Raw genomic sequence first — 21,406 nt, forward strand, 5'->3', positions numbered from 1 at the left:
TAGAGTAGGGGAGTATAGGATTTTGAAACGGTAATTTTTGGTATAAAAAGGAAGAAATAAAAACAAGAAAGGGATTAAACCGTTATTTTTATAATAGTTAAACGAACCCAAGATTTAATGCCAAATTCCACAATAAGAACCATTAAGGATTATCTTCCTGTAATTTACATATTCCTTGTATGCTTTGGATATTTCAGTGAAAACATATATTATCAAAAATTCGATATTGACATTTTAGATTATCTCTCAGTACAAGAACTAATTTTCATATTTATACCATCAGGGGCAGCACTAACAATAGGGCTGTTGATTTACTTCATAATGATTATGCCGCAAATAATGCTTGGTTTTGAATTTGGACCTTTTAAATTCATCAATTATGTTGTCAAATTCCGTGAACATTTAAATTCAAAAAATAAAAAAATATTGCTATTTATCTATGAATTAATAGAAACTATTGTAGCTATAGTTGTCATATTGGGACCAATTGCAGGTTTTTTTTATTTGGCATTTGTAAATGATTTCAAGACAGGAATAGCAAAGAATAGCTTTGTATATTACCTACTACTAATATGGGTCCCCTTATTTGTAGTGAAATCCTTAATCGAAATATCCAAAAACACAAATAAGATAAATAAATCACTATTGTTGGTCTTTAGTATAATTATGATAATGGAATTACTTGACTCATATCAAAAGCTTGACAAAGCTAATAATGTACTGGAAGGCTATGGTAAATATGCAGTTTATGTTGAACTGAAGAAAGAACATGACCCCATTGTAACAGATGAAAATCTAATATTCATAGGACAAACAAAAGACTACATATTTTTCAGAAGATTAAAAGACAGTGTAAACTGTATCTACAACAAAAATGATATAAACGAAATATTGATAAAATGACTATGATTTAAGTTTAGGTATAAAATCACAATTACAAGACAGTTTAACTCCCATAATTTCAGAAACATACCTTATTGTAACACCATCTAACCGAGCAACATCCGAAATCAATAAATAATTTCTTTTTAGCCCTAAATCCTTAACATAATCATCATAATAAGGCTTTATTTTACTTGGATTAATGCCCAAATAAACCGAAAACATTTTCTTAGTAACCTTCATAACTTAACATTCAAGGTTAAAATCCAATTCATAACGATAAAGGTCTATCAGCTTTATCTTTTCCTTGTCCCGAAATTCAGCCACGTATAGACTAAATTTGGAGTTGTACCATTCCAGGAGGTCGAAATCATCCAGAATCCTTCTTATGGGAAGCAGAAAACGAATATCATGGTTAGAGGAGAAGTAGGAGCGGAGCAACCCTTTTACCATACGTTGTTGCCCTATAAAAGTCTCTTTGATAGTACGTTTTATTTTTCCAATGATTCCGGTAATCAAACCTATTGCGCGGCCAACTTTTTCAAAATCGATAAATTGATGGGTTCGTTCTTTGTTCACCTCGGATTTACCGGTATTTTCTTTTACTTCAAAATGGTTTGCCCTTGCTTTTTCCAACAGGTTAAAAATGAAGTTTTTGCTAAAGAGAACATCTAAGGAAAGATTATCCTGTTCAGATAAGTATTTGTTACTTAACTGATATTCATAACGCCAAATTTCACCTGATAGCCCCAAGGCATCCCAATGGGTCGTTATATAAGGCTTTAAAGACCCTGTTTGCAATTCACGGGATTTATTGTAAATCCTGCAAAAACGGCTAGAGGAACGTTTGCCAATTTGGACACCAGTAAACTCAATCAATCCCTTTTTGGTCTTGGTGTACACGTTCACATCCTTTTCACGGCCAGAGATTAAAAACTCCCCATTGAAAACACCCCTCAACAAATTTGGAATGTCGTGTTGTTCCTGACTGAAATCGAGGGCTATATCGAGCCGATTTATGCCTGAAAAGTCAAGCCCCAAAATATCAATGACTTCTGAGACCTTTTGGCGTAATTGGGAAGGGGTAGAGGTGTAGAACAAATGGTTTTCGAGCTGCATTTGCACCAAATTCTCATCGATTACGGTACTCCTTGGTTTAAATGTCATGGTGGCAAAGGCTTCACCTTGATAGGTAAGTTTTGCACGCTTTTCAAAGACTTTGGTGCCGTAGTCGGCAACATCTATAGTTAAACCGTTTTGGGTGTCAGTAACTGGATTGCCCGAGAGGTTCAAAATCAGATAATCAATGTTGAGCGCATAACTCGTGTCGAGTAAGTCCCCGTTATACCTATCGGGGACGTTAACAGACTGGTTTTTAATTGTTTTCATAGTGTTATTGGTTAAAATTTTGGGTTTAAAAACTTGTTTTTGCATCGCTACGCTGTTAAACGCGGGTGGTTCGCATTCGCTTTCGGCAGTAGTTAAAATATCGTGGTGGTCAGGATTCCATCTTTATCCCAATGGATGTAGCCAATTTGTTCAATAGGGTAGCCCTTTCTTTTTCCTAATCGCTTATAGGAATAAACTTTAGCGTAATAGAAATTGGAGAGAGAACCATAATATCGTTCAAGTGATGACCATTTGCGCCTAGAAATCCTATGCCAAACAAAGTGTGTAGCACCATTTTCTTTGCTGCCAAAAACTACTTTTACAAGGCCTTGGGAAATTGTCATGATCAGAAAGCCCCGTTGGTTCGTTCAACATGTCTTTGGTGTGATTCCAAACCTTGTTTAAATTCTCCAGGATCCAAACGACATTTTAAAACTTCGGTAAAATCATCTTTGAACATTCGCCGATACTTTACACGGACGTAAGGATTGAGGGATTGATAAAAGGAATCTTGCTCATTTTCATAAGCAATACAGGAATGAAGTTTATGTACAACTTCAAGCCAAAAGGAGCAGTAAATATATTTCGGGTCGGACATGGTTTGTCCGTGCATGCACTTAGCGCAAGCCTCACCAATTCGCTTTTCCATAAGATTTTACAGTAGGTTGTGTTTAAAAAGCTTCCTGTATAAATCCTTATGCGTTTTGGCTTTTAAGGCATAGCAAAATCCTTCGGTATTTCCGTATGAATTTTCTTTTGAAGGCTTAAACGGCCGTACATGTACATAACCATCCTTTACGAAAGTTGAAAAATCCAGTACAACTGTTTTGATGTACCGACCATTTGAATCTGTGTAAGGATGGCGTAACGTTAAAGAATTGCCCAAAAGCTGGGTAACATAAAATTTTCTTGCGTGTCGTTGGAATGTGCCTAAAACTAATGGCGTATCACGCATAGTTTTTACATGGTCCAAAGTCAATAATTGCTTTAGCTCATGTTTCTTTTTAATCTTTGTAAGTGTGCGAGGTTGATTTGCTTCAATTTGTTTAAATTGGCGAATCATTTTACAAGAATAAAATAGAACGCAGTCATAAAACCTTTCAATTGATACAATTGCGTTCTTGGTTAATAAATCAAGGTTTTTACTTAAAAACCTCCCTTTACTTACCAGTCATATCTTGTACTATAATCTACATTATGTAAAATAGAATATTTCAAACTCCTTCCCGCCAATACTCATTTAAAACAAATGTTTGATACGTTTGGCCCATCGTAATGGAATCTTATACGGTGCATAACGAATCGGGACATCCAACCAGGTACCTCGCTTTACAATGGATTTTTTGTGCGAGAACAAATCAAAACTGAATCTTCCGTGATACCCACCGATCCCGGAACTGCCCACACCGCCAAACGGTAATTTTTTGTTACTGATATGGATGACCGTATCGTTAATGGTTCCACCGCCAAATGGATATTGTGCCATCATCCGTTTCTGGAAGTTATTGTTATTGCTAAACACATAAAACGCCAAGGGTTTTCCATAACGTGTGATGATGTCATGCATTTCGTTCTCTGTTGTATAAGGAATAATCGGTAAAATGGGTCCAAAAATCTCTCCGGCCATCAAGGCACTGTCCATACCCGGATTCTCTACCAATGTGGGTGCTATGTATTGGGTGTCATCGGTCCAATGTCCTCCAAAAAGAATGTTTTGCCCTTCAAGCTTTGCTTTAAGTCCAGAATAATGCTTTGCCGTGGTAATCCTTGCAAAATCAGGCGATTCCTCAATTTTTTCACCATAAAATTCAGTGATTTTATCCTTCAAGGCCTGCACCAAGGCTTCTTTCTTGGACTCATGCACCAAGATATAATCCGGGGCGATACAAGTCTGCCCTGCGTTCAGGAATTTCCCCCAGGTAATTCGCTTTGCGGCCAGTTTTATCTGGGCCGTTTCATCTACTACACAGGGATTCTTGCCACTAAGTTCCAAGGTCACGGGCGTCAAATGTTCCGCTGCACTTTTATACACGATCTTGCCTACCTGCGTACTTCCCGTAAAGAAGATGTAGTCCCATTTTTCTGCCAAAAGTTCGGTGGATACCTCCACTCCCCCTTCCACAACGGCCACATATTCGGGTGGGAATACTTTTTTTATGATTTCCGCAATAATCTTTGAAGTATTGGGACTCAGTTCCGAAGGCTTTATTACGGCTGTATTGCCCGCCGCCAAGGCCCCTATCAATGGGGAGATCACCAGCATGAACGGATAGTTCCACGGGGCGATGATCAATACCTTACCAAAAGGCTCGGATTGGATCCACTCCCTCGATGGAAAATTGGTCAAGGACGAGGTTACCCGCTTCGGTTGGCTCCAATGTTTCACGTGTTTGATGGCATATTTCAATTCGGCCAGGGCAAATTGGGTCTCGGTGGCCAGACTTTCAAAGCGGGGTTTCCTAAAATCGGCATAAAGGGCATCGCAAATGGCATCCTCCCTATCTGTAATTTCTTGGTACAGAAGCTTTAGGTAGTGCTTTCGGAACGAAACCTCGTGGGTTTTTCGTGTTGCAAAAAAATCATTCTGGTCCTGTACCAACTGCTTGATCATATTCCAATTGTTTCCCTAAATATAGCCAAACCTTCCCAAGGAGATAGCATAAAAAAAAGCACCGATAAACTCGGTGCCTTTTTCATATCTTTCCAAAAATGATTATAAGGATATTTCTTCGCTCGCTCCGTTAGGATAGATCAATGTGGCTACATCATCGCACTCCCCGTCGCCAAAATCAATGGTTACGGCCAGTCCGTTTTTGGAGACCACCATCACCCCTGAGGTCAAATAGTCACAGGCGGCACTGCCTTGAAGGTCTTCCAAGGTTTCCACAGCATATACATTGCCATCGGCTTCCACGGTCCAGTGACCGGACAAGCTGAACACGGTGCTCGCAAGGTCTTCACCAAAGGTGATACCAAATGTTTTTTCACCCGCTTCGCTGATCACGCTGCCATCTTCCATTTCGATGGACATGTCGCTGGTCACGGTAAAGGAAACGGTGGACTGCTCCACACTGGTATTCACTACATAGGTACGGGTACCGTTTATTTTGATGGTGCCCACATAAAAGTCCACATAAGTAGCGGTGAACGATGCAGTTTCCGTTCCGGCTTCGTAGGTTACCGTCACGGTTCCGTTGATATTGTCGGTACCATTGAGCACACAATTGTTAAAAGTGGCCACAAAACCGGTTTCGGTGAATTCAGCGGTATAGCAATCACTGATCTTTGCTGTGGATATCTTTGCGGTACTTCCGGCATAAATTTCTGCCAAGGCGTTATCGGCAACCCCGGCCACCTCATCGGTGGTCAAAATGGTCTGTAGTTCTGCTTGGGACAGTTTTTCGTCTTCGCTTGGCATGCCATCTTCGCTACAGGATTGAAAACCCAAAAGGGCCATTCCCAAAAGGGCGACAGCATAAAATTTTTGTGTAAGTCTGTTCATGTTACTTCAGTTAAGTGTGTATGGTGGTTAAACGGAGGTTGGGCGGGTTTAGTGTGCCCAGAATCCATAGATCGATAAAATGCCGTGCCCCTCAATCCAATTTTCGGCGAATAGTGGTATCTTTCCCAATCATTTAAAATCGATTTCCCCATGAAGGCCCATAAAATTTTCTTCCTGCTCACAGTTTTCATTTCCCTTTTTCTTTCCTGTAGTGATGACGACGGTGGTTCAACAACTACGGAGGTGGATATTTATGGAACATACGATTTGCAAGAAGTAAATGTAAGTGCCGCTGTGGATGTGGATGGAGATGGGTCCTCCTCTACCAATTTGATGGATGAGGCCGATTGCATTTCGGGTACGTTGATCATCCGTGAAAACATGACCTGGCAGTTTGAACAGACCAATTTTACGGTGACCAGCATTACCAACAACCAATATTATGTCGATTGTGAAGGAAGCAGTTTGGGCACCGGTGCCTGGGCCAGTGACGGGGTGCAAATAGCGTTTCAGGGAAGTACCCTACTGGGCACTCTACAGTTTAGCAATGACCGCATCACCAAAACTGAAGGGGAAGATCTGCCGGGGATCAAATCCTACGTCTATGTTAAAAGACAATAGTTTTAATTTGGACGTCCGAGGTCTTCCAATAGTTGTTTGAACCCAAGGGCCACGCCATTGGTCCAACCGAAACCATCCTGTGTGGGGTACTCCCCTCCTCCCGAAAGTAGGGAAAGGTCTTCCACATTGTATTTTTCCATCATTTTTCCGGTATTGGCATACACCTTTTCGTTTAAGGTGAGCCACCTTGTCATGATTTCCTTGGCCTCGTCCACATAACCGTAGTTCAACAGTCCGTTAACAGCCAACCATTGTAACGGTGCCCAGCCATTTGGGGCATCCCATTGCTGACCGGAGTGGTCCAGCGTAGTGACCAATCCCCCATCCTTTAAAAAAGTGGACATGAGCACATCTTTCACGTTTTCTGCCTGTTCATCCGTGGCAATACCAAAAAACAAGGGGGACACTCCTGCCAAAGTTGGCGAAGGAGTCATGGCTCCTTTCTCAAAATTGAAATCGTGGAAATAGCCATCTTCCGCGTTCCAGAAATATTCCTGAATTGCTTTTTTTCTGGTTTCAGCAAGCTCTTGAAAATGATTTTGGGCGGATTTATCCCCTTTCAATCCATTGGCCTTGGCCAGGGTCTTTTCCATGAAATAAAGCAGGGAGTTTAAATCCACGGGCAAGATGGAAAGGATTTCGGTAGAGCCGAGCCCTCCTTCCTCGCCAAACCAACGGGAGCTAAAATCCCACCCCGATGCCGCAGCGGACCGAAGGTTTTTGTACAATAATTGTTTCAACGAATCTGATGGCAAGGAACTGGCCAGTAAAAAATCCTCTTTGTAGGATTCCGGTCTTGGCGTGTTGCCGGCATCCCAATAACGGTTAAGGGTGATGCCACCGTTCAGGTTGACTACCCTTTTTTCTGGGTCAATGCTGTCCCCTGCCCTTGCGCCTTCCATCCAATAGTTGTATTCCTTGGTCATTTCCGGAAGGTATTTTACAAGGAGTTGTTGGTCCTTTCTCGCAATGGCATCGACCATTAACGCAAAATAAGGCGGTTGGGAACGGGTTTTATAGTAATCCCTCGTACCGTTTGGTATAAATCCTATGGAATCGATCAAAAAAGCAAAATTGTCCACCATGCTTTGGGCCACTTCCTGCTGTTCGTCCACCAATAGTCCTTCCATGGTGAAGTAACTGTCCCAATAATAGATTTCCTGAAAACGTCCACCGGGAACAATGTAGTTATAGGGCAAAGCAATTCGGGTGGAATGGGAGATGACACTGTCCGGACTTCTTTTCAGCTTGTCCCACATATGCGAAATGTGGGTGTACATGTTTTGGGTGGTATCCAGTTCAAATTGAAGCCCCCTCATGGACTTGTCCTCAAAGTTTTCCAGTACAAAATCCTTAAGGCTAAATCCTTGATTATCTTTGTTTTGAAGGTATTCTTCTTCAAGTGCTGCTATATCCTTTTTGGGTACCAGGTCCACAAAGGTTTTGGAGTCTTCAAAAATGGCGGACATCTGCACGTCCTTAAACAGTTGGGTATCATAAAAGCTGACCGGCTCGGTCTTGATCGGGGCATCTGTCTTGCAACTTATGAAGAAGACTACAATCAGGGTGCCGAATAACCATTTTTTCATTGCATTGGTATTAAACTATGTTTAAATATAGGATAATAACGGCAATTTGATTCCGTTAAATCGTATACGATTTGTAATTTAAGGGCATGGCCAATAATTCAGCACTCAGGGACAAGATCAAGGAACATCTTCTTCTTCAAATACGGGAAGGACGCCTGGGGATTGGCAAGACCATCAATTTGGCGGCCCTTTCACGGGCCACAGGAATCAGCGTTACCCCTATTCGAGAAGCTTTGAGCCAATTGGAACATGCCAGGGTCATCAAGGCGATACCCAACCGCGGTTTTGTAGTGGCCTCGTTAAGCAAGGAAGAAGCCAAGGATATCATTGGAACCATTGCCCAATTGGAGGTCATGGCCTTGGAAGCGTCACCATTCAAAAAGGAAACCGTGGAAATCCTAAAAAAGGTTCAGCAGACCATGGAAGACACCACGAATCCTGAGGATGGACTCCAATTACATCTACAATTCCATAGCTTATTGGTGCAAGGTTGCCAAAATATGGTATTGCTGCAGGTTTTGGAAGATCTTAAGCTCCGACTATCATTTTACGAGCATCACCTAATCAAAGAACCTTATTTTATTCAAAATTTGGTACGTCAGACGCGGTCTATTGTTGAAGCAATTGAGGAAGACAATGTTCCCACCGCCGCACTGATCTTAAAAATGAACTGGATGGCCATCTTGGAGTTAATGGAGGCCCAAATGGACGTTAAAAAAGGTTAATCTGTTGACAATCAAAATAAAATAAGTGTAATTTCGTTTTCGGTTAAAATACTTTGCCATGCAATTCTTGAACAAGGAAATCGAAGCCCTTTCGAAACGCAAAAAATCCCAATCGTTGGTCAAAAAACAAGTTTCCTGTGGTATTTTCCAAGATTTGGAAGTTTTGGACTTGGATTCCAAAAAGACCATGACCAAAAAATAAGCCTACTCCCCTTTTGAGTTTAACTTTTGCTTGACCCATTCAAAATCGGTCTGGTTGTTGGCATTGTACAAGATGATGTCATCTTCTGGATGGACCAATTTGATATCCGATTCCATTAAAAAATCGCGTGGGGAACTTTTCTGGGTTCTTTTTACATATGCTTTTACCGATTCAAGGCTCATCGGTTCCCAAATGGCGAACAAGGGTTCCGGAACGTGTCCGTTATGGTGGGCATATGCCGTGGCGATTTTGCTCGTATCCCTTTCATTGACCAATTTTTCAAGGGCCGAAAGGTCCACGAAGGGAAGATCACAGGCAAGTACCAGCCAAGCTACATTCGGGTATTGATGGTGGGCACTTAAAATACTGTTGAGGGGTCCCTGGTATTGATCCTCATCCTCAATGACAGAAAAATTCCTTGCTTCCAAGACCTGTGCTTTGCGGATACCGAGAAAAACCGCATCGCAAACCTGCTCCAAAAGTTGCATCACATAATCCCGTTGCGGTTGGCCATGGTACATGATCTGACCTTTCTCGAAACCCATGCGGGAACTTTTGCCCCCATCAAGGACCAAGCCGTATAAAGTATTTGGAACCTGTGCTCCCATTCCTTAAAGATAAGTACAGGAAGCCGATTATTACGAAAGGATTACATCCATACCCGCTCCGGAGGAGGAATCAAGGCCACCTCATCGTAGGAGTTGATGATTTCGTGGTCCTTCGCATAATTGTGGTTCACGGCCACGGCCATTGCGGTCAGTTTTTTAAGTTCAGGATAGGTATTGGCCAAAAAAGCCTTCAATTCCCCAACGGTATTGGGTAATTTCTTTCCGGTTATGCTGGATGTGGGAACGGACAACGTGGGGCTGCCCACGATTTCTTTGGCGGTTCCGTACAAAAGTATCGTCATAATATCAACCTAATTAAAATAAAAGTCTGTCTTTGATTTTGGTCAGCTAGGTTGGTATGTAGTTTGGACAGGGAACGCATCCCCTTGGCGGGTGAAATTATTAAAAATTGCACAGACGGTTACTATTTTAACAACGACCGTATTTTTTTAACTTTTCTTTAAATCAATTCCAGCGGCCCAAAATACTTTTCGGGCAATTTGTGCGTTTTGCATGCAGAACCTTAACTTTTTTTGAAAATGAAAAACGTATTTCGATATTTCTTCCTAGTTTCTTTGACCCTTGTTATTTTCTCGTGTGGCAATTCGGATGATGATGTCCGTTTCGACATCAACAACAGCGAATTGGGGCTTGGTGAAGAACCGGATGATTGCCTTGGTTTTGGTGAAAATGAGTTGTTACTCTCCATACAGGACGAATTCACTACCCTACCCGGAAAGGTCTCCATTCTTTTTAAGGTTTCCGATCTTTTGGGGAATCCCATTTCGGGTCTCACTGCTGATGAGTTCACCATTTATGAACAAGGAAGGAATGACGATTGCTTTAATTTGATATCCCCTTCCGAATCCCAAGCAAGGATTTCACCAAATTCACAGGTGTTCAATAACAATACCTTATTGGTGTTGGATTTGAGCAACAGTGTTCTGGAAAGCAGTTTGGATGAATTGAAGGCAGCTTCCACCAGTTTCATCAACAACGTAATGCCCTCCCCGGAAACCCCATCGTTTAAAATGGCCATTTATTGGTTTGATGGAGAGGACGAACTGCATTTGCTCAACGCCCTATCCTCTTCGGCTACCGAGCTAACGGCTGCCGTGGACGGGATTACGGCGGATATCAGCAACGACCCCAGTACAGATCTGTATGGCGCGGTGATCAAATCCACCAAAATAGCTGAAGATTTGTTGAAGGCCAACTCCAACGCAATCGGTGCCTCTTCCGTGGTCCTATTTACGGATGGTACCGATCAGGCAAGCCGTTACAAAGAATCCGATGCGCTGAAGGCCGTGGATGAAGCCAGTAGGAACATTTCTTATTTCACCATCGGACTTGGGGCGGAAATAGATACCGAAGTATTGTCCGAAATCGGTAAGACGGCCAGTGTCTTTGCGGCCAATAAGGAAGAATTGGAGCTCACCTTCAATGAAATTTCGGAACGGGTTGCCGAGCAGGCCAACAGTTTTTACCTGTTCGAGTATTGCACACCCAAACGCGATGGCAGTGGCGAGAGCAATCTGGTCATTCGGTTGAGCCATGGTGGTCTTAAGGGTGCTGTACAGACCAAATTCAACGCCAAAGGTTTTACGGGCGGATGTGAGTAAAATTGAATACGTAAATGCAGGGATGTTTTTTGGATAAATCCTTATCTTGGACTTCAATAAAACTGAACAAACATGACATTCCGAAAAAAATCTTTTCGCATTCTCTTTTTGTGCTTCATTTTTGGGGCCGCATTCAATACCTATGCACAGCATATCAGTCCTTTGGAAGGAAGATGGGACTTGGAAATGGACTTTATGGGCAAAACCTCCCCATCGTGGCTGGAAATCAGACATTCCGGTACGGCAACATTATTGGGTCGCTTTGTATTCGCCTTTGGTAGTGCCAGGCCCATTTCAGAAGTGAAGACATACGGCGATAATAAATTCACTTTTAGCATTCCCAACCAATGGGAGCCCAAGGGAAGTGACATGATCTTTCATGGTGAACTGACCGATGGCAAACTGAAAGGTACCATGATCTTCACCGATGGCTCCGTTATGCATTGGACCGGTGTGAAGGCACCTGAATTGGCCTATACCGAAAACCCCAAATGGGACAAGCCCATCAATGTTTTTAATGGAAAGGATTTGACCGGTTGGCATGTGGATGGAGAAAAGAACCAATGGGTGATCAATGATGGCGTGTTGACCAGTCCAGAGTCTGGATCCAACTTGGTTACCGATCAAAAGTTCAAGGATTTTAAATTGCATGTGGAGTTCCGCTACCCACAGGGAAGCAACAGTGGTATCTACCTTCGTGGTCGTTATGAGGTGCAGATTGTGGATAGTGAAGGCCTGGAACCAATGGATATTTACCTCGGTGGGGTTTACGGATTTTTGGAGCCCAATGAGAATGCCTCCAAACCAGCTGGTGAATGGCAGACGTATGACATTACCTTGATCGGGAGAAGGGTAACCGTAACCCTTAATGGTAAAACAGTGATTTGCGATGCAACCATTCCGGGTATTACTGGAGGGGCCATAGATAGCAAAGAAGGTGAACCGGGGCCATTTATGATCCAGGGGGATCACGGTCCCATTGAATACAGAAGCTTTGTGGTGACCCCACGTAAAGAATAGTTTACAACAACAAACAAGCATAAAAAAGCCCGATAAAATCGGGCTTTTATTTTTACTGCACCTCGGCAGGTTTGATCTTAATGTTTCTCCATTTTACCTTGATGCCGCCACCGTCATGTATCTGAAGGGCAATGGCACCTACACCTTCCCCAATTTTCTCATCGGTAAGGTGTACCATTTCAACTCCATTGAGCCAAGTGATTACGTCAGGTCCGTTCACCCGAATCTTCATGGTGTTCCACTCTCCCATTTTAAGCACTTTTTCCTTTTCAGGTTCAGGCAGGATCAACCAGCCACGGCCATAGGATTCATAAATACCCCCTGTATGTAATCCCGGTGGGGCAACCTCAACTTGCCAACCGCTAACGATGTTGCCTTCAAAGGTGGAACGGATGAAAACCCCGCTATTTCCATTGGCTTCCTGCTTGAATTCAAGGGTCAACTCAAAATTCTTGTAAAAATCCTTGGTGGACAAATACCCGTACTCGGCTTTGGGTCCGCTCTCACAGATAAGCTCACCGTTTTCAACATACCATTTTTCTTCCCCATGAACTACCCATCCGGTCAAATCCTTTCCATTGAAAAGATCTGTGGTTTCTTGGGCCGATACCGTTTTAGTTACCAAAACGGATAAAAAAGCAAATACAATAAGTTTCTTCATTGTGTAGTCAATTTGATAAAGAAAGATATACAATTCTCTTCCAAAACGGTCAAAAAAATAGGGTTTTTGGCCCAATAGTTGTTTTACTTATACAAACAACTACTGACATCCTACCAATAACTGAAGTTCAACCTCAAAAAGATTCGCTATGGATGTGGTAAAGGAAATTATTCAAAACAGTGCCATTGGACCTCTTTCTTATGGTTATAAAAGTGCCGTACTGATTCTATTCGGGGTTATCGTTGGCATTTTGTTGATCATGTTGGCCCTTTTGTTGAGCCATGGTTCCGACTTGACCTTTCATTATGGCTATTAACGATAAATGAGTCCGTTTCCGGTTTCTTGATTCTCTAAAGGTTTATTCAGGTCGATTAGGAAACCGTTGATCACGGCATGGGTCAACTTTCCGTTTTTTTCCAAAAAGAAGGTTGGGTTCACTCCGGGCTGCAGATTAAAATCTCCTAGCTCAAAAGCTTCACTGACTTTGAATAGAGGCATCTCTACATAGGCCCCTTCTTCAGGCAATTTGCCCTTAACATAGGCAATGCCTTGACGCAAAAGCTCCAAAGGACTTGAAGCAGTTTCCATGGACACCACCTTTGGTGGTATGATTTTGTATCCAGTTGCATCAAAGGTCTCGTATGCGTAATAAGTGCTCAAATCTCCCTGGTCGCTTACCGAACTTCGGTAGTAAAAATCATTATGACCTTTTTTGTCTATTTCATATTGCATGATGCCCAAGTCCAGGATATAATCCTTGCCCAAAAGCCCATAGGTGGCATTGGTAATCTTTAGGTCGAACAACATGCGGTCGTTCTTTGGTATTTTCTCATAATCCTCCGTTGGAATGTTCTCATAACTTTTTGTGGCAATCGTATAAAGTGCAGACAGGATGGAAACGTAGTTCAATTTTCGTATTTCCTGCTTTTCACGATCATCGGGATATCCTCCGGATTCAATCAAAATAAGACTTGTCCCCCATTTGGCGATATTGTCCCCAAAAGCACGCGGTTCAAAATCATCACTATAGCGACCCACTTGACCGGGAGCATAATTTTGGATGATTTTGTTCATGAAAACAATGACTTTCATGGCCTTTGCCCTAACGTCGTTAATATCCTTTTCGTAATTGAAGGCGGTAGCCAAATACGAAATGGTAGCAGGTTTCTCGGTGCGTTCCGCATTGTAGTATCTACTTTGGTCGTGTAAGTTGAAACCAAAGGAAGCATCCAAGCTGTCGCGAAGTCTCTTTAAGGTCTGTCCTTCAGGAGATTGCAATCTCAGCGCATCCCTATTGATGTCTACACCCAAGGCATTCCTTCGTTGGAACACCTCTGCCCCATCAGGATTCAACATGGGCAAAAAGTGTAGTTTTAATTTAGAAAGGATGACTTCTTTCTCCTCCTTGAAATCCGGGGAGTCCAAAAAGTGGAAAATATCAAAAATGGCTTGGGTCGCCGTTGGCTCATCCCCATGCATCTGTGACCAAAGAAAAATATTCTCGCTACCCGAACCAATACTGATCAAATTCAGGTCACGACCTTCAATAGATTCGCCCACCTTTTGCACCTCAAATTTAGGATTGGACTTCAGTTGTTCAATCAGAGGCTTTAGGTCGTTATGTTTGATACGCCTTTTCTCCAAAGAAGGCTCCTTGTACTTTTCATAGGTTTCATACAATTTGGAAGTTAGGGCATCTTGGGCCGTGATGGTAAGGGACAATAATGAAATTGCCAAAGGCAAAAGTTTCTTGATCATCATGTTATTTTGTTGGAACGGGTTTAAAATTCAATTTTTTGGTCGCTCTGCGGACTTTTTCCACGAAATCCATCCCTGGATCTGTTTTGGTAGTCCGGTATCCATCGTCCACCTCCAGCCAAAGAGGGTGTCCTTCGAATAAAGTGTATTCTTGATGGCCGATGACATATTCGATATCATATTTTGACGCCAAATATTTGACCAGAAAAATATTGGCCTTCAATTGCTTCTTGGTCAATGGAAGTCCTTCGGTTCCCCCTACGTTTTCGATGCCAATGGCACAATGGTTCAAACCGATGGTGTGGCGGGCCATAGTGGTTTCGGGCATCAAGCGGTAAATGGTCCCGTCCTGGTCCACCAAAAAATGGGAAGATACATTGAGTCCACTTACGTTTACCAAATCAGGCCTCCAATTGGGCAGGGTGGATCGGTTAAAGGCCGCAAAAGATTTTTTTAAAGATGGGATGGACGTCCAGTGGAGTACGACCATTTTAGGAATAATCTGTGTAGAGTCATTTTCAAGACCATAGCGTTGGGCCATATATTCCTTGGTCAGCTCTATACGCTGATCATCAAAGATGATGGGGATGTCCACAATCTTTTTTTGGGTGGAGCAGGCCATCATAAAGGCCAGTATTGCAATAATTCCAAACTTTTTCATTCAATAGTACTTAATGTGGTATCCAAGGGAACGGCATAACAGATCATGATTTTTTTTCTGCCCCATTCCCTGGCCTTTTTAATATCTTTCCCCATGTAAATGTCTATCCGATTGCGCCATTTGTAGTGCATCTTGTCCAAAACATAGAAAGTATCCGGAAAGGTATCGATTTTCACCATGGTATTGTGTGCCAATCCCAATTTTATCAGGTCCCGGGAAACCGCTATGCTTTTCATGCCCGGTTTAAGGGTGTCTCCCCATGCTGCTATGGAAGGACTGATGCTATCCGTTTGCCAATGCACCGAATTGTAGGCCGAGGCCGTGACCTCATGCCCTATCCAATCATATTTTTTGGTAGGTTTGACTTCCTCTTTTTTAGAGCAAGATGCCAAAAAAACAATAATGAGTAGTAGTTTCTTCAATACAGGTATCGATTTGACCTTAACAACATACATTCATTTATTTAACCCGGTAAGGGTACATAGGTTTGGTCATTTTCCATCATGGGGAATAATTTTTCGGCCCATGCTTTTTTGGCCCATTCCAGTTTCTCTTGGTCCGAGGAAACAAAATTCCAATAAATATAACGTTCCTCAGGAAACGGCTCACCTCCGAACAACAATAAATGGGTATTGGGTTTCAAATTGATGTTGCAGGTATCCTCCACTTTGGAGACCAATATATTTCCCTTTTCCACCGTTTCCCCGCAGGCTTCAATACCGCCTTCCACGATACAGATGCCGATTTCCCCCTTCAACATTCCATTTACATTGAGGGCATAAGCTTCCTGATTGATAACTTCTACTATGAATAACGAGGAATGAACCGGTACGGGTGACTTTTTCCCGTATCCCTCCCCTGCCACCAGTTTGAACTGGGTATTGCCATCTTCCCATTGAGGAAGGTCTTTTCCGTCAATATGGTGAAATTCGGGGTCCATATCCTCGAGTGCTTTGGGCAATGCTACCCAAATCTGATACCCATGGGCTGTAAAAACTTTTCCGTTGCGTAGGTCTTTCGGGGTGCGCTCGGAATGGGTAACCCCTTTTCCTGCGGTCATCCAATTGACCGAACCGGGACTGATTCTTTGGTGGGTACCCAAACTATCTTCATGGATGATTTCACCTTCCAACATAAAGGTCAAGGTAGAAAGTCCCGTATGGGGGTGTTGGTCTACATCCATGTATTTGGAAGGCCCTAATTGGGTTGGCCCCATATGATCGATAAAAATGAAAGGGCCTATCATTCTTTTTTTACGGAACGGGATAAGGCGGCCGACTAAAAAATCGCCAATATCCCTGCTTCGTTCCTCTATGATCAATCCGATGTTTGACATGGGCTAAATGCTTATCTTTAAAAGCAGAAAGTTACAAATACATACCATAACCATGAAACTACTTAAGCGTGTTTTACTACTCCTTGTCATCGTCATAGGAGTGGTAGTCTACCTGAATTACCCCAAATTGAACATTATTTCTGGCTATGCGGCCAAAAATGTGGCCTCCGGAGTTTTTGTGGCCCATCGGTCAGCAGCCTCCATGAACCAAATCGACAACAATGTCCCTTTGGTGGAACTGGCCGTTACCGAAGTGGATGAAAGTGAACAATCCGCATCTTCCACCGTGTATGGGTTGATGAAAAGAACAGCAGTGTACCGGGATGGTTTGGGTGCCGTGCTCATCAATGATGAATATGACCCTTCCAAACTTACCATCCGACCTCAACGCAATCAACCTTCGGATACCATTCCTTATCCCTATGGTCAGGCAGCTCCGTTGGATTCCATTTTTCCAGATGTGGACATGGATCAGATCAACAAAGCCCTTGCCATAGCGTTTGCCAATCCGGAAACCCAAAAGACCCGAACCTTTTTGATATTGTATAAAGGGCAGATTTTAGCGGAGAAATATGTGGATGGATTTGACCAGAACACCCCTATATTAGGATGGTCGATGACCAAGAGTGTCCTGGCCACCTGTTTTGGGGTTTTACAGCATCAAGGTAAATTGAATGTGGATTGGCCCGCACCCATTGCGGAATGGAAAGATGATGAACGGAAGGACATCACGTTGAACCATCTGCTCCGTATGCAAAGTGGGCTTGCTTGGGATGAAGATTATTCGGGTATCTCGGATGTCACCCGGATGCTTTTTTTGGATAGCGACATGACCGTGGCCCAGAAAGGAAAAGAAGCCATTGCAAAACCTACTGAAATTTGGAACTATTCCTCCGGGACCACCAACCTATTGTCAGGAATTCTTCGGCAACAGTTCAGAAGCCATCAGGAATATTTGGACTTCCCCTACGCTGCATTGGTCGATAAAATCGGCATGTACTCCATGGTTTTGGAGGCTGATATCGCCGGCAACTATGTAGGTTCTTCTTATGCTTGGGCCAGTACCCGAGACTGGGCCCGTTTTGGACAATTGTACCTAAACAAGGGAAACTGGAAAGGGGAACAACTCTTTGATCCTGAATGGGTGGATTACATCACCACTCCCACAGTTCATTCCGATGGTACCTATGGGGCCCATTTTTGGCTCAATGCCGAAGGTAAGTATCCCGATGTACCCAAAGATCTGTTTTCCTGTAATGGTTATCAAGGACAATATGTGTTCATGATTCCGTCCAAGGATTTGGTGGTGGTACGTACCGGATTGGCCGAAGAACCCGATTTTGATGTGAACAGTGTATTGTCGAACATCGTAAAAGCGCTACCGTAAATCGAGTAGATACCTTAAAATTGGGACCAAACCACAACAAAGGGACACTTCACAACAATAATTTCATTTACGGGAACACTGGTGGTACATTTACCATGTAATTAATTAGAAAAGTAATTTTTTCATTTTCATATAGTGTTCTCGTAAAAGAGTCTTGACCCAAGTGGCAAGGCTCTTTTTGGTTTTATACGTTTCTGTTGGACACGAATTTCACGAATGACAGCAATTATTGATACTTCTGGTCATTCTGAGTGAAGGGAAGAATCCCATCCTTCCACAGTACATTTCTGTTGGACACGAATTTCACGAATGACATTAATCATGGATACTTCTGGTCATTCTGAGTGAAAGGAAGAATCCCATCCTTCCACAGTACATTTCTGTTGGACACGAATTTCACGAATGACACCAATTATTACCGCTGTCATTCTGAGCGATGTGAAGAACCTCTTAAGGATGGATTTTATGGGAAAAAGAGGGGTGGATTTCACAAAAGCATGGGATTACCACAACTACCGGTTACTTCACAACAATAATTTCATTTACGGGAACACGCAAACTACTTTTACCATGTAATTAATTAAGAAAGTAATTTTTTCATTTTCATATAGTGTTCTCGTAAAAGAGTCTTGACCCAAGTGGCAGGGCTCTTTTTGGTTTTATACCTTTCTGTTGGACACGAATTTCGCGAATGACATCGATTATTACCGCTGTCATTCTGAGCGAAGTGAAGAATCTTTATTCAATAAGCAGTTGACAATAAACAATGTACAATTATTACTTTTAATTGATTGCTGACCACTGCTCATTGGAAATTGTACTACGGAATCCACTTGTCCTTACCAAAATCAGGCTTGCGCTTTTCCAAAAATGCATTCCTACCTTCAATGGCTTCGTCCGTCATGTAGGCCAAACGGGTAGCTTCCCCTGCAAACACCTGCTGACCCACCATGCCATCGTCGGTGAGGTTCATGGCAAATTTCAGCATTTTGATGGAAGTTGGTGACTTGGCTAATATTTCCTGGGCCCATTGGTAAGCGGTATCCTCCAATTCATCGTGGGGTATCACGGCATTTACCATGCCCATGTCAAACGCTTCCTGTGCGGAGTAGTTTCGTCCTAAAAAGAAGATTTCACGGGCCTTTTTCTGTCCCACCATTTTGGCGAGGTATGCCGATCCATATCCCCCATCAAAACTGGTGACATCGGCATCGGTCTGTTTAAAAATGGCATGTTCCTTACTGGCCAACGTCATATCACAGACCACATGCAGACTGTGCCCTCCCCCAACAGCCCAACCGGGAACCACGGCAATCACTACTTTGGGCATAAAACGGATAAGACGTTGCACCTCCAAAATATTTAATCGATGATAACCATCCTCACCTACATAGCCCTTATGACCACGAGCCTTTTGGTCCCCTCCACTGCAGAACGCCCATTTGCCATCTTTGGAGGAAGGGCCTTCCCCGGAGAGTAACACCACACCAATGGATGTGTCTTCCTGCGCATCATAAAAAGCTTTATACAGTTCGCTGGTGGTTTTAGGTCGAAACGCATTGCGCACATCAGGACGGTTAAAGGCGATGCGGGCAACCCCGTTACATTTTTTATAAGTGATATCCTCAAATTCCATGGCGGTCTGCCAGTTGGGTGATTCCATAGGTATTGTATTGTTGGACTACAAAATAACGGAAAATCTGTATCATAGAGTTTTTGTATTATGAGTAAAAGGTAACGGATTGATACAGAAATTGATATTGTTGAAAAATAGGTTGAAAAGGTGATGGTGTATGTCTGTTGACAAGTGATTTTTTCGACGAACTTAGAGATATACAAGTCAAACCTCAAAAGAGTCCTTAGTAATGAGGTACTTGTTGACCAACCTTACAACCATGATAAAATTCTTCAGAAGAATAAGGCAGAATCTGCTTTTTGAAAACAAGACAGGAAAGTATCTGAAATATGCCATCGGCGAAATTGTTCTTGTGGTCATCGGGATTTTGATCGCCCTTCAGATCAACAATTGGAACGATATCAAGAAAAACAAAGCAATTGAGCATCAATTGTTGAAGGCCCTTTTGGAGGAGTTCGAATCAAACCTAAAAATTTTGGACAGTACCCGTTTGGCTAATCAAAGAATTTATGAAACTGCCATTAAAATTGGAGATTTTACAGGACCATCATTGCCAACATTAAATGAAAAGGACCTATCCATGCACATGGTCGGCGCATTTAAATTTGAACCGAGATTTGTCCCGAATCTAGGGACCATGAATGAAATCAACAATTCAGGGAAATTGTCCTTGATTACGGATCAGGATTTGAGAAAGTCCATCTCCGAGTGGCTTTCACAATTGGAACTGGTTCACAATCAAGAGAAATACGTGGTGGAAAGAAGGGACATTAGTCAGGAATATTTTATCAAGTATGCCAATTTTAGGAGGCATTTGGACATCATTGATGATGCTCTCCTCGATGCCACCCCAAGCAGATTCCCGAACAATGATTTCAATTTCTTGACCAACCCCGAATTCGAGAGCAATCTTTTTCTCTTTATCGTTGCTTCCATTAATCTGAACAGGGCTTTTTATGAACCCATGGAAAAGCAAACTGAAATTTTGATAAGAAAAATTAAACAACAAATAGAATGACCTGGAATGCTTCCATTTTAATCTGAAGGTATTCTAATTGCTGCCATCCACAAGATCATGGTTACTATCCATCAATTGCATTTAAAACTGCGCAATATTTAGAAGTATCTTTCCCAAATGTCACGCTTCAAAAAAATGTGGATTGCTTTTGGGATTATAATGGTTTTGGGCCTGCTTTTCTATTTGGTGCTTTCGCGTAAAATTAACCCGGACAGGTATTTTTTGATCAAAACCGACAAGATTCCCTTTAGGGAAATCAGGATCAGCGTATCCAAATATGCTATGGAATTTGAGCCACAATTCAAGAGGGGCAGCTACAAACTGGGTTTGGTCAGAAGCGTCGATATAGACAAACTTTATTGTACACTCTACCGTTCGGAATATGGATTCCAGATTGATTCTTCCGACCAGTTCATTTTGAGAAATTTAGACACTGATAAGCTCTTTGTTGTTGGGAAAGTGTTGGGCAAGGAAATGTTCGAAGAATATCGCACCGTACAATACCGCATCGAAATCCCAAAGGATTTTCAGGCATATCATCAAGAAAAAGAGGGAATGTTTCCCTACTATCAAATGCATTGGTCCATGATGAGCAGCACAGGTGGCGGTTTTGGGTACAGTTGGGAAGCGAACACACTAATTCGTTCCCCTAAAGGGGATTCATTGCAGTTTTACAGGGCAAAGGGAGCCATTGGAAAGCAAGATAGATCGGGAATCTTCCCTAAATAATATCACGCTAAGAAATTCAACACATCTTTATTTTTTTAGGCTGTTGTTTTTGTTGCACCG

26 protein-coding genes are annotated in these 21,406 nt (G+C 42.5%); 11 read left to right on the top strand and 15 right to left on the bottom strand.

Annotation, left to right across the window (positions count from 1 at the left end; genetic code table 11):
• The first annotated feature begins 117 nt into the window (after positions 1-117).
• Positions 118-903: a hypothetical protein gene (locus D2U88_RS16135; RefSeq protein WP_119641555.1), complete on the top strand. Its 786-nt coding sequence runs from the start codon at positions 118-120 to the stop codon at positions 901-903.
• On the opposite strand, the gene D2U88_RS19675 is transcribed toward D2U88_RS16135, so the two are convergent.
• From D2U88_RS19675 to D2U88_RS16170, 6 genes are all read right to left on the bottom strand, one after another.
• Positions 904-1,125 carry a hypothetical protein gene (locus D2U88_RS19675; protein WP_119641556.1) on the bottom strand — a complete coding sequence of 74 codons (222 nt, stop codon included), beginning with the start codon at positions 1,123-1,125 and terminating at the stop codon, positions 904-906.
• A 3-nt stretch (positions 1,126-1,128) separates the two neighbouring features.
• Positions 1,129-2,271 (bottom strand): replication initiation factor domain-containing protein, encoded by a 1,143-nt coding sequence (locus D2U88_RS16145; protein ID WP_182859198.1) that lies wholly within the window; start codon positions 2,269-2,271, stop codon positions 1,129-1,131.
• Positions 2,272-2,617: 346 nt separating this feature from the next.
• The gene (locus D2U88_RS16155; protein WP_147378600.1) at positions 2,618-2,920 is read right to left on the bottom strand and encodes a hypothetical protein; all 303 of its coding nucleotides are present in this window, start codon (positions 2,918-2,920) and stop codon (positions 2,618-2,620) included.
• Positions 2,921-2,926: 6 nt separating this feature from the next.
• Positions 2,927-3,334 carry a hypothetical protein gene (locus tag D2U88_RS16160; protein ID WP_119641560.1) on the bottom strand — a complete coding sequence of 136 codons (408 nt, stop codon included), beginning with the start codon at positions 3,332-3,334 and terminating at the stop codon, positions 2,927-2,929.
• Positions 3,335-3,511: 177 nt separating this feature from the next.
• Complete coding sequence (locus D2U88_RS16165) at positions 3,512-4,882, bottom strand: aldehyde dehydrogenase (protein ID WP_119641561.1); 1,371 nt, start codon at positions 4,880-4,882, stop codon at positions 3,512-3,514.
• A gap of 102 nt (positions 4,883-4,984) precedes the next feature.
• Positions 4,985-5,773 (bottom strand): hypothetical protein, encoded by a 789-nt coding sequence (locus D2U88_RS16170; RefSeq protein WP_147378601.1) that lies wholly within the window; start codon positions 5,771-5,773, stop codon positions 4,985-4,987.
• A 150-nt stretch (positions 5,774-5,923) separates the two neighbouring features.
• Between D2U88_RS16170 and D2U88_RS16175 the strand changes: the two genes are divergently transcribed.
• Positions 5,924-6,394: a hypothetical protein gene (locus D2U88_RS16175; protein ID WP_119641563.1), complete on the top strand. Its 471-nt coding sequence runs from the start codon at positions 5,924-5,926 to the stop codon at positions 6,392-6,394.
• A gap of 2 nt (positions 6,395-6,396) precedes the next feature.
• Here the strand turns inward: D2U88_RS16175 and D2U88_RS16180 are convergent, their stop codons facing one another.
• On the bottom strand, positions 6,397-7,983 hold the full coding sequence (locus D2U88_RS16180) for a trehalase family glycosidase (protein ID WP_235855806.1): 1,587 nt from the start codon (positions 7,981-7,983) through the stop codon (positions 6,397-6,399).
• 86 nt (positions 7,984-8,069) lie between these two features.
• Here D2U88_RS16180 and D2U88_RS16185 point away from each other — a divergent pair, with 86 nt between their 5' ends.
• Positions 8,070-8,708, top strand: coding sequence for a GntR family transcriptional regulator (locus tag D2U88_RS16185; RefSeq protein ID WP_119641564.1), 639 nt, complete (start codon positions 8,070-8,072; stop codon positions 8,706-8,708).
• A gap of 58 nt (positions 8,709-8,766) precedes the next feature.
• Positions 8,767-8,910, top strand: a complete 144-nt coding sequence (locus D2U88_RS19580; RefSeq protein ID WP_182859199.1) for a hypothetical protein — start codon at positions 8,767-8,769, stop codon at positions 8,908-8,910.
• 2 nt (positions 8,911-8,912) lie between these two features.
• Here the strand turns inward: D2U88_RS19580 and mobA are convergent, their stop codons facing one another.
• Both mobA and D2U88_RS16195 read right to left on the bottom strand, forming a co-directional pair.
• On the bottom strand, positions 8,913-9,518 hold the full coding sequence (mobA, locus tag D2U88_RS16190) for a molybdenum cofactor guanylyltransferase (RefSeq protein ID WP_119641565.1): 606 nt from the start codon (positions 9,516-9,518) through the stop codon (positions 8,913-8,915).
• Positions 9,519-9,559: 41 nt separating this feature from the next.
• Positions 9,560-9,820, bottom strand: a complete 261-nt coding sequence (locus tag D2U88_RS16195; RefSeq protein ID WP_119641566.1) for a MoaD/ThiS family protein — start codon at positions 9,818-9,820, stop codon at positions 9,560-9,562.
• Positions 9,821-10,057: 237 nt separating this feature from the next.
• Between D2U88_RS16195 and D2U88_RS16200 the strand changes: the two genes are divergently transcribed.
• Both D2U88_RS16200 and D2U88_RS16205 read left to right on the top strand, forming a co-directional pair.
• A complete protein-coding gene (locus D2U88_RS16200) occupies positions 10,058-11,140 on the top strand; it encodes a vWA domain-containing protein (protein ID WP_119641567.1) in 1,083 nt (360 codons plus the stop codon).
• Between the two features lie 72 nt (positions 11,141-11,212).
• Complete coding sequence (locus D2U88_RS16205; protein ID WP_119641568.1) at positions 11,213-12,160, top strand: 3-keto-disaccharide hydrolase; 948 nt, start codon at positions 11,213-11,215, stop codon at positions 12,158-12,160.
• A gap of 52 nt (positions 12,161-12,212) precedes the next feature.
• On the opposite strand, the gene D2U88_RS16210 is transcribed toward D2U88_RS16205, so the two are convergent.
• Entirely contained in the window at positions 12,213-12,821 is a 609-nt protein-coding gene (locus tag D2U88_RS16210) for a 3-keto-disaccharide hydrolase (protein WP_119641861.1), read from the bottom strand.
• A 148-nt stretch (positions 12,822-12,969) separates the two neighbouring features.
• Here D2U88_RS16210 and D2U88_RS19585 point away from each other — a divergent pair, with 148 nt between their 5' ends.
• Positions 12,970-13,137: a hypothetical protein gene (locus tag D2U88_RS19585; protein WP_182859200.1), complete on the top strand. Its 168-nt coding sequence runs from the start codon at positions 12,970-12,972 to the stop codon at positions 13,135-13,137.
• Here the strand turns inward: D2U88_RS19585 and D2U88_RS16215 are convergent.
• Genes D2U88_RS16215 through D2U88_RS16230 form a run of 4 tightly spaced genes read right to left on the bottom strand, consistent with a single transcriptional unit; the run spans position 13,134 to position 16,576 of the window.
• On the bottom strand, positions 13,134-14,579 hold the full coding sequence (locus D2U88_RS16215; protein ID WP_119641862.1) for a M14 family zinc carboxypeptidase: 1,446 nt from the start codon (positions 14,577-14,579) through the stop codon (positions 13,134-13,136). The two genes, D2U88_RS19585 and D2U88_RS16215, sit on opposite strands and share 4 nt — an antisense overlap.
• Positions 14,580-14,583: 4 nt before the next feature.
• Entirely contained in the window at positions 14,584-15,240 is a 657-nt protein-coding gene (locus D2U88_RS16220; protein ID WP_119641569.1) for a peptidoglycan recognition protein family protein, read from the bottom strand.
• Positions 15,237-15,662, bottom strand: a complete 426-nt coding sequence (locus tag D2U88_RS16225) for a 3D domain-containing protein (RefSeq protein ID WP_235855808.1) — start codon at positions 15,660-15,662, stop codon at positions 15,237-15,239. The genes D2U88_RS16220 and D2U88_RS16225 overlap by 4 nt, the downstream gene beginning before the upstream one ends.
• Positions 15,663-15,703: 41 nt before the next feature.
• A complete protein-coding gene (locus D2U88_RS16230; protein WP_119641570.1) occupies positions 15,704-16,576 on the bottom strand; it encodes a pirin family protein in 873 nt (290 codons plus the stop codon).
• Between the two features lie 52 nt (positions 16,577-16,628).
• On the opposite strand from D2U88_RS16230, the gene D2U88_RS16235 reads away from it, so the two are divergent.
• Together D2U88_RS16235 and D2U88_RS19590 are read left to right on the top strand one after the other, a co-directional pair.
• Positions 16,629-17,963: a serine hydrolase domain-containing protein gene (locus D2U88_RS16235; protein ID WP_119641571.1), complete on the top strand. Its 1,335-nt coding sequence runs from the start codon at positions 16,629-16,631 to the stop codon at positions 17,961-17,963.
• Between the two features lie 402 nt (positions 17,964-18,365).
• Entirely contained in the window at positions 18,366-18,539 is a 174-nt protein-coding gene (locus tag D2U88_RS19590) for a hypothetical protein (protein ID WP_182859202.1), read from the top strand.
• Positions 18,540-18,783: 244 nt separating this feature from the next.
• On the opposite strand, the gene D2U88_RS16240 is transcribed toward D2U88_RS19590, so the two are convergent.
• On the bottom strand, positions 18,784-19,626 hold the full coding sequence (locus D2U88_RS16240; RefSeq protein ID WP_119641572.1) for a 1,4-dihydroxy-2-naphthoyl-CoA synthase: 843 nt from the start codon (positions 19,624-19,626) through the stop codon (positions 18,784-18,786).
• A 232-nt stretch (positions 19,627-19,858) separates the two neighbouring features.
• Here D2U88_RS16240 and D2U88_RS16245 point away from each other — a divergent pair, with 232 nt between their 5' ends.
• Together D2U88_RS16245 and D2U88_RS16250 are read left to right on the top strand one after the other, a co-directional pair.
• A complete protein-coding gene (locus D2U88_RS16245; RefSeq protein ID WP_147378602.1) occupies positions 19,859-20,617 on the top strand; it encodes a DUF6090 family protein in 759 nt (252 codons plus the stop codon).
• Positions 20,618-20,734: 117 nt separating this feature from the next.
• Positions 20,735-21,346 (top strand): hypothetical protein, encoded by a 612-nt coding sequence (locus tag D2U88_RS16250; protein WP_220473511.1) that lies wholly within the window; start codon positions 20,735-20,737, stop codon positions 21,344-21,346.
• Positions 21,347-21,406 lie beyond the last annotated feature (60 nt).

Origin of the sequence: Flagellimonas aequoris (assembly GCF_003584165.1) — a bacterium.
GTDB lineage: Bacteria > Bacteroidota > Bacteroidia > Flavobacteriales > Flavobacteriaceae > Flagellimonas > Flagellimonas aequoris.